The sequence below is a fragment of the Streptomyces sp. NPDC090442 genome (assembly GCF_044769405.1).
In the GTDB taxonomy this organism is placed as follows: domain Bacteria; phylum Actinomycetota; class Actinomycetes; order Streptomycetales; family Streptomycetaceae; genus Streptomyces.
Genome location: NZ_JBIVXW010000012.1, coordinates 145,990 through 158,890 on the forward strand (window position 1 = coordinate 145,990; position 12,901 = coordinate 158,890).

11 protein-coding genes and 1 riboswitch are annotated in these 12,901 nt (G+C 68.4%); of the genes, 10 read left to right on the forward strand and 1 reads right to left on the reverse strand.

What is annotated here, in order from left to right:
• The first annotated feature begins 241 nt into the window (after positions 1-241).
• The 4 genes from coxB (at position 242) to ACIQU6_RS11810 (ending at position 4,735) form a co-directional block, all read left to right on the forward strand.
• On the forward strand, positions 242-1,204 hold the full coding sequence (gene coxB, locus ACIQU6_RS11795; protein ID WP_274916091.1) for a cytochrome c oxidase subunit II: 963 nt from the start codon (positions 242-244) through the stop codon (positions 1,202-1,204).
• Positions 1,201-2,931 carry a cytochrome c oxidase subunit I gene (gene ctaD, locus ACIQU6_RS11800; protein WP_274916092.1) on the forward strand — a complete coding sequence of 577 codons (1,731 nt, stop codon included), beginning with the start codon at positions 1,201-1,203 and terminating at the stop codon, positions 2,929-2,931. Before coxB ends, ctaD begins: the two co-directional genes overlap by 4 nt.
• Complete coding sequence (locus tag ACIQU6_RS11805; protein WP_403481460.1) at positions 2,928-3,326, forward strand: cytochrome c oxidase subunit 4; 399 nt, start codon at positions 2,928-2,930, stop codon at positions 3,324-3,326. Before ctaD ends, ACIQU6_RS11805 begins: the two co-directional genes overlap by 4 nt.
• Positions 3,327-3,457: 131 nt before the next feature.
• Entirely contained in the window at positions 3,458-4,735 is a 1,278-nt protein-coding gene (locus ACIQU6_RS11810) for an Ig-like domain-containing protein (protein WP_403481461.1), read from the forward strand.
• Between the two features lie 27 nt (positions 4,736-4,762).
• Here ACIQU6_RS11810 and ACIQU6_RS11815 read toward each other — a convergent pair whose 3' ends face one another.
• Entirely contained in the window at positions 4,763-5,176 is a 414-nt protein-coding gene (locus ACIQU6_RS11815; RefSeq protein ID WP_274916095.1) for a hypothetical protein, read from the reverse strand.
• Positions 5,177-5,460: 284 nt separating this feature from the next.
• On the opposite strand from ACIQU6_RS11815, the gene ACIQU6_RS11820 reads away from it, so the two are divergent.
• The 6 genes from ACIQU6_RS11820 (at position 5,461) to ACIQU6_RS11845 (ending at position 12,626) form a co-directional block, all read left to right on the forward strand.
• Positions 5,461-6,081, forward strand: coding sequence for a heme-copper oxidase subunit III (locus ACIQU6_RS11820; RefSeq protein ID WP_403481462.1), 621 nt, complete (start codon positions 5,461-5,463; stop codon positions 6,079-6,081).
• 77 nt (positions 6,082-6,158) lie between these two features.
• Complete coding sequence (locus ACIQU6_RS11825; protein WP_403481463.1) at positions 6,159-6,968, forward strand: c-type cytochrome; 810 nt, start codon at positions 6,159-6,161, stop codon at positions 6,966-6,968.
• Positions 6,965-8,008: a Rieske 2Fe-2S domain-containing protein gene (locus ACIQU6_RS11830; protein WP_403481464.1), complete on the forward strand. Its 1,044-nt coding sequence runs from the start codon at positions 6,965-6,967 to the stop codon at positions 8,006-8,008. Before ACIQU6_RS11825 ends, ACIQU6_RS11830 begins: the two co-directional genes overlap by 4 nt.
• Positions 8,005-9,642, forward strand: a complete 1,638-nt coding sequence (locus ACIQU6_RS11835) for a ubiquinol-cytochrome c reductase cytochrome b subunit (protein WP_274916099.1) — start codon at positions 8,005-8,007, stop codon at positions 9,640-9,642. The genes ACIQU6_RS11830 and ACIQU6_RS11835 overlap by 4 nt, the downstream gene beginning before the upstream one ends.
• A 141-nt stretch (positions 9,643-9,783) precedes the next feature.
• Positions 9,784-10,848 (forward strand): anthranilate phosphoribosyltransferase, encoded by a 1,065-nt coding sequence (gene trpD, locus ACIQU6_RS11840; RefSeq protein ID WP_403481465.1) that lies wholly within the window; start codon positions 9,784-9,786, stop codon positions 10,846-10,848.
• A gap of 85 nt (positions 10,849-10,933) precedes the next feature.
• Positions 10,934-11,051, forward strand: a riboswitch (SAM riboswitch).
• A gap of 198 nt (positions 11,052-11,249) precedes the next feature.
• A complete protein-coding gene (locus ACIQU6_RS11845; protein ID WP_403481466.1) occupies positions 11,250-12,626 on the forward strand; it encodes an aminotransferase class V-fold PLP-dependent enzyme in 1,377 nt (458 codons plus the stop codon).
• The last annotated feature ends 275 nt before the right edge of the window (positions 12,627-12,901 follow it).

Here is a 12,901-nt window from a genome sequence, read left to right on the forward strand (position 1 = left end):
CCCGTCAGATGCCCGCCGGCGGGCGGCCGTCGGGCCCCAAAACGCCTGCTCCGCACGGGCTCGGCTACCCCTTAGGGGTGCCGCGCGGCGCGTTGGGCACCCTCCCCGCGCGACCCCAAATAGCGTCCAGTAGGGTTTGGTCCGCATAAACATCCAAACCCCTGCCCGAAGCAGGGCGGCGACCGACCAGCGAGTAAGGCCGCAGCCGACCGCTCGGGCGAGACTCTCGGGAAGGCGCTACGTGAGTCCCAACGGCTCCGACCGCTCGTCGCGGCGCCCGATGCGGCGGAAGCTGCCGCAGGTGCTTGCTGCGGGCCTGGTCCTGGCGACCGCGACTGGTTGCACATACAAGGACTTCCCCCGCCTCGGCATGCCAACGCCCGTCACCGACGAGGCGCCGCGGATCCTCTCTCTTTGGCAGGGCTCCTGGGCCGCCGCCCTCGCAACGGGCGTGCTGGTGTGGGGCCTGATCATCTGGAGCGTGATCTTCCACCGCCGTAGCCGGACCAAGGTGGAGGTCCCCGCTCAGACGCGGTACAACATGCCGATCGAGGCGTTGTACACGATCGTCCCGTTCATCATCATCGCGGTGCTGTTCTACTTCACCGCCCGCGATGAGAGCGCGCTCCTCAAGACCTCCAAGAAGCCGGACCACGTCATCAACGTCGTGGGCTTCCAGTGGAGCTGGGCGTTCAACTACCTGGAGAACGTGGACGGCAACAAGTCGACCACGAACATCAACTCTCCTGAGCTCGCCGCGATTCCGGACAAGTGGAAGAAGTCCGCGCCGCAGGGCGCGGAGGGCGTCTACGACTACGGCACGCCGGCCACCCGCAACCCGCAGACCGGCAACCCCGGTCCGACGCTGTGGCTGCCGAAGGGCGAGACCGTCCAGTTCGTGCTGACCTCGCGCGACGTCATCCACTCCTTCTGGGTGGTGCCGTTCCTGATGAAGCAGGACGTCATCCCGGGCCACACCAACGTCTTCGAGGTGACCCCCAACAAGGAGGGCACCTTCATGGGCAAGTGTGCGGAGCTCTGCGGCGTCGACCACTCCCGGATGCTCTTCAACGTCAAGGTCGTTTCGCCTGCCAAGTACCGGCAGCACCTGAAGGACCTGGCGGCGAAGGGTCAGACCGGGTACCTGCCGGCGGGTATCAAGCAGACTGACCACGCCAGGAATGCGGAGACCAAGAACCAGTGAGCATCCTCAACGAACCTCAGGGTGCCGCCGCCGAATCGGCTCCGGCAGCACCACCCGTACGCAAGAAGCAACCCGGTATCGCTGCCGTCAAGTGGCTCACGACCACTGACCACAAGACCATCGGCACGATGTACCTGGTCACGTCGTTCGCGTTCTTCTGCATCGGCGGCCTGATGGCGCTCCTCATGCGCGCCGAACTGGCCCGCCCGGGTACGCAGATCATGTCGAACGAGCAGTTCAACCAGGCGTTCACGATGCACGGCACGATCATGCTGCTGATGTTCGCGACGCCGCTGTTCGCCGGCTTCGCGAACTGGATCATGCCGCTGCAGATCGGCGCGCCCGACGTGGCGTTCCCGCGGCTGAACATGTTCGCCTACTGGCTCTACCTCTTCGGCTCGCTCATCGCGGTCGCCGGCTTCCTCACCCCGCAGGGTGCCGCGGACTTCGGCTGGTTCGCCTACTCGCCGCTCTCGGACGCGGTGCGTTCGCCGGGCGTCGGCGCCGACATGTGGATCATGGGTCTGGCCTTCTCCGGCTTCGGCACGATCCTCGGCTCGGTCAACTTCATCACCACCATCATCTGCATGCGCGCCCCCGGCATGACGATGTTCCGGATGCCGATCTTCACCTGGAACGTGCTGCTGACCGGTGTGCTGGTCCTGCTCGCCTTCCCGGTGCTGGCCGCCGCGCTGTTCGCCCTGGAGGCGGACCGTAAATTCGGTGCCCACGTATTCGACGCGGCCAATGGCGGCGCACTGCTCTGGCAACACCTCTTCTGGTTCTTCGGCCATCCAGAGGTGTACATCATTGCCCTACCGTTCTTCGGCATCATTTCCGAGGTCATTCCGGTCTTCTCCCGGAAGCCGATGTTCGGTTACATCGGCCTGATCGCCGCGACGATTTCCATCGCCGGCCTTTCGGTGACGGTGTGGGCGCACCACATGTATGTGACGGGCGGCGTATTGCTCCCGTTCTTCTCCTTCATGACGTTCCTCATCGCCGTGCCGACCGGCGTGAAGTTCTTCAACTGGATCGGCACGATGTGGAAGGGCTCGCTCTCCTTCGAGACGCCGATGCTCTGGGCCATCGGCTTCCTGATCACCTTCACCTTCGGTGGTCTGACCGGCGTCATCCTGGCGTCGCCCCCGATGGACTTCCACATCTCCGACTCGTACTTCGTGGTGGCCCACTTCCACTACGTGGTCTTCGGCACCGTCGTCTTCGCGATGTTCGCCGGATTCCACTTCTGGTGGCCGAAGTTCACCGGCAAGATGCTCGACGAGCGCCTCGGCAAGATCACGTTCTGGACGCTGTTCATCGGCTTCCACGGCACGTTCCTGGTCCAGCACTGGCTGGGCGCCGAGGGCATGCCCCGCCGCTACGCGGACTACCTCGCCGCCGACGGCTTCACGACGCTGAACACCATCTCCACGATCAGCTCGTTCCTGCTCGGCATGTCGATCCTCCCGTTCTTCTACAACGTCTGGAAGACCGCCAAGTACGGCGAGAAGATCGAGGTGGACGACCCCTGGGGCTACGGCCGTTCGCTGGAGTGGGCGACCTCCTGCCCGCCGCCGCGGCACAACTTCCTCACCCTGCCGCGGATCCGTTCCGAATCCCCGGCGTTCGACCTGCACCACCCCGAGATCGCGGCGCTCGACGCGCTGCACAACGGTCGCGAGGGTGACAAGGCGCTGGCCGGCGGCAAGGAGGCGGGCAAGTGAAGATCCAGGGCAAGATGTTCATCTGGCTGAGCGTCTTCATCCTCGCCATGGCGGTCGTCTACGGCGTGTGGTCGAAGGAGCCGGCCGGTACCACGGCGCTCTTCCTGGCGTTCGGCCTGTGCATCATGGTCGGCTACTACCTGGCCTTCACGGCCCGGCGGGTCGACGCGGGCGCACAGGACAACGAGGACGCCGAGGTCGCCGACGACGCCGGTGAACTGGGCTTCTTCAGCCCGCACAGCTGGCAGCCGCTCTTCCTGGGCGTCGGCGGCGCGCTCGCCTTCCTGGGCGTGGTCTTCGGCTTCTGGCTGCTGTACTTCTCCCTGCCGGTGATCCTCGCGGCCCTCTTCGGCTGGGTCTTCGAGTACTACCGCGGCGAGAACCGCACCCAGTAGTACACACCAGGCGAGAAGCGCGGCAGACACGCCGCACGGGTCGGTCCCGGACACCCCAACAGGTGTCCGGGACCGACCCGTTTGCAGTCCTCCAGCGCGCCACCAAGGGGGATTCTTCCTACGTTTGGGGCATGAGTCACAGACCTCGAACCCGGAAGGTGCTGAGCTGCGGCCTCCTGCTCGTGCCCCTCGCGGTGAGCACCACCGCGTGCGGGGGCTCGTCGTCGGAAACCCTCTCGGCCAACCCCTACGACGCGTCCGACCAGATATCGGCGAACACCCCGACGGACGGCAAGCAGAAGGCGGACCCCGACAAGCCGCTTGAGGTCTCCCTCAAGGGGGACGACTCCCGGATCACGGACGTCACCGCCACCGATGTCACCGGCCGCTACGTACGCGGCGAACTGAGCGCCGACGGACGGCACTGGCGCACCACCGTGCCGCTGGCTGCCGGCACCCGCTACACGGTGCAGGTCAGCACCGAGGAGGAGGACGGCACCCCGGGCCGCAAGACCCTGGTGGTCAACACCAAGGAAGTCGGCGACCGGCTGACCGTCAAGTTCGGCCCGCAGAGCGGGGAGTACGGCGTCGGCGAGCCGGTCACCGCCGAGCTGAGCAAGCCGGTCACCGACCCCAAGGCCCGGGCCGTCGTCGAGAGCGCCCTGAAGGTCGACTCCTCGCCCCGTGTGGAGGGCGCCTGGTACTGGGTGGACAACAAGAAGCTGCACTTCCGCCCCAAGGACTACTGGCCGGCCCACGCCACCGTCGCCGTGCACAGCAACCTCGACGGCCTGAAGATCACCGGTGGCCTCTACGGCGGCCCCGCAAAGCCCGTTCGGCTCACCACCGGTGACCGGGTCGAGGCGGTCACCGACGCCGGCGCGCACCAGATGACGGTGACGCGCAACGGCAAGGTCATCAACACCATCCCGGTCACCACCGGCAAGCCGGGCTTCTCCACCCGCAACGGCGTCAAGGTCGTGCTCGGCAAGGAGAGCTTCGTGCGGATGCGCAGCGCCACCGTCGGTATCGCCGAGGGGAGTTCGGACTCCTACGACCTGCCGGTCTACTGGGCGACCCGGGTCACCTGGAGCGGCGAGTACGTGCACGCCGCCCCCTGGTCGGTCGGCTCCCAGGGCGCCGCCAACGTCAGCCATGGCTGCACCGGCATGTCCACCGGCAACGCCCAGTGGTTCTTCAACACCGTCCGGGTCGGCGACGTCGTCAAGGTCGTCAACAGCAGCGGCGACACCATGACGCCGTTCGACAACGGCTTCGGCGACTGGAACATGCCCTGGAAGGACTGGCGGGCCGGCAGCGCGCTCAAGAGCAAGGCCCCCATGACCACAGGCGCGGCCGAGCGCGAGCAGAATCCCGCCGCCGACGCCCGGCTGCGTCCGCAGGTCTGAGGGCCGCTCAGCGACCGCTCAGGGCCCTCAGGCCGGCACCACGTCCTGGGTGAGGCTCCGTCGGCGCAGCAGACCGGCCAGTGCGTCGGCGAACGCCACCGGGTCCAACGGATGGGTCACCGCGGCGTCCGCGCGGCTCCAGGTGGCCAACCAGGCGTCCTGGGGGCGGCCGATCAGCAGCAGCACCGGCGGGCACTGGAAGACCTCGTCCTTGATCTGCCGGCAGACGCCCATGCCGCCCGCCGGCGCGGTCTCGCCGTCCAACACGCAGACGTCGATGCCGCCCTGCTCCAGGGCTTCCAGGACGGCCGGGGCGGTCGCGCACTCCAGGATCTCGATCTGCGGGGCGTCGGGGGCCGGGCGCCGTCCGGCCGCCAGCCGGACCTGCTCGCGGGTGTTGGCGTTGTCGCTGTAGACCAGCACCGTGGCAGTCGCCTGCATCGTTCCTCCACCTTTGTCGCGGCATCTACGTAGCGGCACGGCTTTTGGATCAAACCGTTGCGCGATGCTACTCCCGGACCGGGCCCCGATAGGAGAGGCCGTACGGCCTCCGTTGGCGGCCGACGCCCCGTCAGGACCGGGTTTTCCAGGGGCCGACGGCCGCTCGGCACCGCGCGCTTCCCCCCATCGGGCGACTGTCGGGACGCTTCGAACGAGCAGGCCATAGGGCCTTGACACACCGAACGGCACCCCCCGGAGTGAGGGCGGGATAAGCGACCGACATAATGTCGGTCGTGGCGACAGCAACGACAGTAGATACCGGGCACGCGCACCCGTCGGTCAATCGGCCGAACCTCACCAGCGTCGGAACCATCATCTGGCTGAGTTCCGAGCTGATGTTCTTCGCGGCCCTCTTCGCGATGTACTTCACCCTCCGGTCCGTAACGGGCGAGGCGTATTGGAAGCAATCCGCCGATGCGCTCAATCTCCCGTTCTCCGCGACCAACACCACGATCCTGGTGCTCAGCTCGCTGACGTGTCAGCTCGGCGTTTTCGCCGCCGAGCGCGGCGACGTCAAGAAGCTGCGCGCGTGGTTCGTGGTCACCTTCATCATGGGTGCCATCTTCATCGGCGGTCAGGTCTTCGAGTACACCGATCTGGTCAAGCACGAGGGCCTCTCGCTCTCGTCCGGCCCGTACGGCTCGGTGTTCTACCTGACCACCGGTTTCCACGGACTGCACGTGACGGGCGGTCTGATCGCCTTCCTGCTGGTCCTGGGCAGGACGTACGCGGCCAAGAGGTTCACCCACACACAGGCCACCGCGGCCATCGTCGTGTCCTACTACTGGCACTTCGTCGATGTCGTCTGGATCGGCCTCTTCGCCACGATCTACTTGATCCGGTAACAGGTCCGGCCGGACTCGTATATCGGACAGACATAGCCAAAGCATCGACGCAGAAGATCCTGACACCGGGGTAATCCGTGAAAAAGCTCTCCGCACGACGGCGCCATCCGCTGGCGGCGCTCGTCGTCCTACTCTTCGCGCTGGCGGTCACTGGGGGGCTGTACGCCGCGTTCGCGCCGGCGGACAAGGCTCAAGCCGATGACACCGCCCAGTCTCTTGCCATCAAGGAGGGCAAGAAGCTCTTCGCCGTGGGCTGCGCAAGCTGCCACGGCACCGGCGGTCAGGGCAGCTCCGACGGCCCGAGCCTGGTCGGCGTGGGCGCCGCCGCCGTCGACTTCCAGGTGGGCACCGGCCGTATGCCGGCCCAGCAGCCCGGCGCCCAGGTGCCGCGGAAGAAGAACATCTACACCAACGCGCAGATCGACCAGCTCGCGGCCTACGTCGCGTCGCTGGGCCCGGGCCCGTCCGTGCCCGACAAGACGCAGTACAGCGCGGAGGGCGCCGACGTCGCCAAGGGCGGCGAGCTGTTCCGCACCAACTGCGCGCAGTGCCACAACTTCACCGGTAAGGGCGGTGCCCTCACCAACGGCAAGTTCGCACCGACGCTGGAAGGCGTGGACCCGAAGCACATCTACGAGGCCATGCAGACGGGCCCGCAGAACATGCCCTCCTTCGGTGACGGCACGCTGAGCCCGCAGAACAAGAAGGACATCGTCGCGTACCTCGGCGCCGTCAACGGCGACAAGACCGCGACCCCGGGCGGTATGGAACTCGGTGGTCTGGGCCCGGTGACCGAAGGTCTCTTCGGCTACATCTTCGGGCTGGGTGCGTGTGTCGCGGTCGCCATCTGGGTCGCAGCCCGGACTACGAAGGCCAAGAAGTCATGAGTGAGACAGAAGAAAACCTTCCCAGTGAGCGGGAGACGACTCACGAGGGCGCGGTAGGGAAGGCGGACAACCCCTTCGCCGACCCCGGGCTGCCGCCCCACGAGCACCGCGTCCAGGACATCGATGAGCAGGCCGCCAAGCGCTCCGAGCGCACCGTCGCCTTCCTCTTCATGGTGTCCATGCTCGCCACCGTCGCGTTCATCGCGTCGTACGTGGCCATCCCGATCGACAAGATCGTCTACATCTTCCCGCTGGGGCACATCAGCGGGCTGAACTTCGCGCTCGGCCTGACGCTGGGTGTGGCGCTCTTCTGCATCGGCGCCGGCGCGGTCCACTGGGCCCGCACGCTGATGTCGGACGAGGAGGTGGCGCAGGAGCGGCACCCGATCGAGGCCACCCCCGACGTCAAGGCGAAGGTCCTGGCGGACTTCGCGGAGGGTGCCAAGGAGTCGCAGCTCGGTCGGCGCAAGCTGATCCGCAACACGATGTTCGGTGCGATGGCCCTGGTGCCGCTCTCCGGCGTCGTGCTGCTGCGTGACCTCGGTCCGCTGCCCGAGAAGAAGCTGCGGACCACCGGCTGGAAGAAGGGCGTCCGCCTGGTCAACCAGTCGACCAACCTCCCGCTGCGTCCCGAGGACATCGCGGTCGGCTCCCTCACGTTCGCCAAGCCCCAGGGCCTGGAGGAGAGCGACGAGGACTTCGCCAACAAGATCGCCAAGGACGCCCTGATGCTCGTGCGGATCCAGCCGCAGAACATCAAGGACAAGCAGGAGCTGGCCTGGTCGCACGAGGGCATCGTGGCGTACTCGAAGATCTGCACCCACGTGGGTTGCCCGATCTCCCTGTACGAGCAGCAGACGCACCACGTGCTGTGCCCCTGCCACCAGTCGACCTTCGACCTCTCCGACGGTGGCCGCGTGATCTTCGGCCCGGCCGGTCACGCCCTGCCGCAGCTGCACATCACGGTGAAGGACGGCTATCTCGAAGCCGTAAGCGACTTCGCGGAGCCCGTCGGCCCGAGCTTCTGGGAGCGCGGATGAGTAACGAGACAACCGCGACCACCACGCGCCGTGGCCAGGCGCCGCGGGGCGAGCGGATCGCCGACTGGGCCGACGGCCGGCTGGGCATCTACAGCCTGGCGAAGTCCAACATGCGCAAGATCTTCCCGGACCACTGGTCCTTCATGTTGGGTGAGGTCGCGCTCTACAGCTTCATCATCATCATCCTGACCGGTGTCTACCTGACGCTGTTCTTCCACCCGAGCATGGCCGAGGTCACCTACCACGGGTCCTACGTGCCGATGCACGGGATCAAGATGACCCAGGCCTTCGAGTCGACGCTGAACATCAGCTTCGACGTGCGCGGTGGTCTGCTGATCCGGCAGATCCACCACTGGGCGGCGCTGGTCTTCCTGGCCGCGATGATGGTCCACATGATGCGGGTGTTCTTCACCGGTGCGTTCCGCAAGCCGCGTGAGGTCAACTGGCTGTTCGGCTTCCTGCTGTTCGTCCTGGGCATGTTCACCGGCTTCACCGGTTACTCGCTCCCGGACGACCTGCTCTCCGGCACCGGTGTCCGCTTCATCGAGGGCGTCATCCTGGCGATGCCGCTGGTCGGCTCGTACCTGCAGATGTTCATCTTCGGCGGCGAGTTCCCCGGGCACGACATCATCCCGCGGTTCTTCGCGGTCCACGTGCTGCTGCTGCCGGGCATCATGCTCGGCCTGCTGGTGGCGCACCTGATCCTGGTCTTCTACCACAAGCACACGCAGTTCCCGGGTGCCGGCAAGACCAACAACAACGTGGTCGGCATGCCGCTGCTGCCGGTCTACATGGCCAAGGCCGGAGGCTTCTTCTTCCTGGTCTTCGGTGTGATCTCGGTGATCGCCGCGGTCGCCAGCATCAACCCCGTGTGGGCCATCGGCCCGTACCGGCCGGACCAGGTGTCCACCGGTGCGCAGCCGGACTGGTACATGGGCTTCGCCGAGGGCCTGGTGCGTGTCATGCCGGGCTGGGAGTGGAACTTCTGGGGCCACACCATCAACTTCGGTGTGCTGATCCCGATCCTGATCTTCCCGTTGGTCCTGGTCGCCATCGCGGTCTACCCGTTCATCGAGTCCTGGGTCCGCGGCGACAAGCGCGAGCACCACATCCTGGACCGCCCGCGCAACACCCCGACCCGCACCGGCTTCGGTGTGGCCTGGCTCGTCGCGTACTTCGTGATGCTGATCGGTGGCGGCAACGACCTGTGGGCGACGCACTTCCACCTGTCGATCAATGCGATCACCTGGTTCGTCCGGATCGCGTTCTTCGTCGGGCCGGTGCTGGCCTTCATCGCCACCAAGCGGATCTGCCTGGGCCTCCAGCGCCGCGACAAGGACAAGGTGCTGCACGGGCGCGAGTCCGGCATCATCAAGCGCCTGCCGCACGGTGAGTTCATCGAGGTCCACGAGCCGCTCAACCAGGAGCAGCTCCACTTCCTGACCCAGCACGAGCAGCCCGAGCCGCTCGAACTCGGTCCGGAGGTCGACGAGAACGGCGTTCGGCGCAAGCTCAAGCGCACGCAGAAGCTGCGCGCCAAGCTTTCCAAGGGCTACTACGGCGAGGACAACGTCATCGCCAAGCCGACCGTCGAGGAGTACAAGGAGATCACCAGCGGCCACGGCCACCACTGATCCCCGCGGGCGCCCCCGCGCGCACCGCTGGTAGTACGCCACCCAGAGGGCCCCGTCCATTCCTGTGGACGGGGCCCTTCGGCGTCCGCGGAGGTCGATAGGGTGACGACACAGGCGAGAGACGAACCAGGAGCGTGGACCATGAACGTTGTGACCCCGGCGGGCGGCGGCAGCGTGGCGGACCGCTCCTGGCCGGTCGTGCTGAACACCCTCCTCGACGGCCAGGACCTCACCGCGGACGACACCGCCTGGGTCATGGACCGGATCATGCGCGGTCAGGCCACCGACGCGCAGATCGCCGGCTTCGCGGTCGCGCTGCGCGCCAAGGGCGAGACGGTCGCGGAGATCTCCGGCCTGGTGCGGACGATGTACGCGCACGCCAGCCTGATCGACGTGCCCGGCCCCAGCGTCGACATCGTCGGCACCGGTGGCGACGGGGCGAAGACCGTCAACATCTCCACCATGTCGGCGATCGTGGTCGCCGGCACCGGCGCCAAGGTCGTCAAGCACGGCAGCCGCGCCGCGTCCTCGGCCAGCGGCGCCTCCGACGTGCTGGAGAAGCTGGGCGTCAATCTGGACCTGAGCCCGCGCCGGGTCGTGGAGGTCGCCGAGGAGGCCGGCATCACCTTCTGCTTCGCGGCCAAGTTCCACCCCGCACTGCGCCATGTGGCGGCCGCCCGCGGCCAGTTGGGCATCCGCACGACCTTCAACGTGCTGGGCCCGCTGACCAACCCCGCCCGGGTCAAGGCCCAGGCCACCGGCGTCGCGGACGCCCGGATGGCGCCGATCCTGGCCGGGGTGCTCGCCGAGCGTGGCTCCTCCGCGCTGGTCTTCCGCGGCGACGACGGGCTGGACGAGCTGACCACCACCGCCACCTCCCGGGTGTGGATCGTGCGCGACGGCACGGTCCGCGAGGAGCCGTTCGACCCCCGGGACGTCGGCATCGACCTGGTGCCGGTGGCTGCGCTGCGCGGCGCGGACGCGTCGTACAACGCGGAGGTCGCCCGCCGGCTGCTGGACGGCGAGACCGGCCCGGTGCGGGAGGCGGTGTTGCTCAACGCGGCGGCGGCGCTGGCCGCGTTGGAGCCGTCCGGCGCCCCGCTGACCGAGCGGATCCGGGACGGCCTCGGCAGGGCCGCCGAGTCCCTCGACTCCGGGGCGGCCAAGCGGACCCTGGAGCGCTGGGCGGCGGCCAGCAACGCCTGACGGCCGGCGGATGTGACGCAGGTCCCGGTCCGGAATGCGGACCGGGGCTTGCGCACCGAAGATCGTGTGGCATGATTCATGCCCAGGTCACGAGTGACAGCGACACAGGCCCCGGCCCGCTGTCCGGCAACCCTCCTTCCGTGGCGGGGTGCCCCGGGTGATGACCAGGCCGCAGGCAGCGAGGTCTGCGGCAAGCGCGGATCCCTCGCCAGGGATCCTGGTCCCCGAGGGAGCCCCCCCGTGATGCAGCGAATGCGCTAGGGCCGTCGGCCCCGTTCCCGCGCCCTTCAGCTCTTCTTCTTTCACACCGCAGTGCCGTGTCGGCCGTTCCTCCGCGCCCCCCGGGCCCCCGAGGACGCCCCCACCGCGGTGAATTCGCTTACCTCTCACGGGAGTTCGCCATGTCTGTTTCCGCCGCTGCCGCCGACCGCGCCGTCTGTGCCCCGCTGCCCGTGCTGGGACGGGATGTCACCGTCCCGCTGGTGACCGGCGGCGAGGCCGGTTACGCCGCGCTGGACTACGCCGCCAGCGCCCCCGCGCTCCAGCGGGTCTGGGACGACGTGGCCGGCTACGCGCCGTACTACGGCAGCGTCCACCGCGGCGCCGGCTACCTCTCCCAACTCTCCACCGATCTCTTCGAGAACAGCCGCAAGACGGTCGCCGACTTCCTCGGCTGCCGCCCCGACGACCAGCTCGTCTTCACCCGTTCCACCACCGACTCGCTGAACCTGCTGGCCGCCGCGCTGCCGCAGGGCACCCGGGTGTTCGTCTTCGAGACCGAGCACCATGCCTCGCTGCTGCCCTGGGAGCGCCGCGCGGACCTGGCCGTGACCTACCTCAACGCGCCGCGCACCCCGCGGCAGGCGGTGGACGCCCTGGAGAGGGCGCTGGCCGCCCGCGAGCCGTACGGCCCCGCGCTGGTGTGCGTCACCGGCGCCTCGAACGTGACCGGGGAGCTGTGGCCGGTACGGGAGTTGGCGGCCGCCGCGCACGCCCACGGCGCCCGGATCGTGCTGGACGCGGCCCAACTCGCCCCGCACCACCCGGTGGACCTCGGCGAACTCGACGTCGACTGGGTCGCGTTCTCCGGCCACAAGCTGTACGCGCCGTTCGGCGCCGGGGTGTTGGCCGGCCGCGCCGACTGGCTCCAGGACGCCGATCCGTACCTGGCCGGCGGCGGCGCCAGCCGCAAGGTGGCCCGGCGCGCCGACGGCGGGGTGGACGTCGAGTGGCACACCACCGCCGCCCGGCACGAGGCAGGTTCCCCCAACGTCATCGGCGCCTACGCCATCGCCTCCGCCTGCCGGGCGCTCACCGAGGCCGGTTTCGACGGCCTCGTCGCCCGCGAACAGGAGCTGATCGCCCAGGTCCGGGCGGGATTGGCCGACGTCCCCGAGGTCCGGATCCTCTCCCTCTTCGGCGACGACGCGCCGCGCGTCGGCGTCCTCTCCTTCGTCGTCGACGGCTGGAACAGCTCGCACTTCGCCGCGGCCCTCTCCGCGGAGTACGGGATCGGCGTCCGCGACGGCCTGTTCTGCGCGCACCCCCTGGTCCGCACGCTCCTGGGCAGCGCCCCCCAGGACCCGGGCGAGTGCGGCGCCCCCGAGGCGGCCCCCGGCGAACGCTCCCTGAACGCGATCCGCGTCAGCTTCGGTGCGGGGACGCCGGACGAGCACCTCGCCCGGTTCGTCCGGGCGGTCCGGGAACTCGTCGCCGACGGCGCGCGGTGGAAGTACCGGGTGGAGGACGGCCGTTGCGTGCCCGCGCGTAGCGCGTAGCGGTTTGCTTCCCACGTTGTTGGCTCTCCCGCCGCGCGGGTCGCTGTCTTTGCGCCTTGCGGCGCGGGCCGGTCCGCTTGGGCGGGGCGGGTCGCGTTGTCTGGTCCGCTGCCGGTCCGCTGCGCGGGGCGAGCCGACGGGTCCGCCGGTCCGCTGCGCGGTGCTGTTGGGGTGCGGTGACGGGCCTGCGGGGTGGGGGTGCCAGACTGCTTCGCTTTACGTCTGGCACCCCCACCCCACCCGCCCCGCCCCACCCCGTTGTGGGGGGGAAAGAA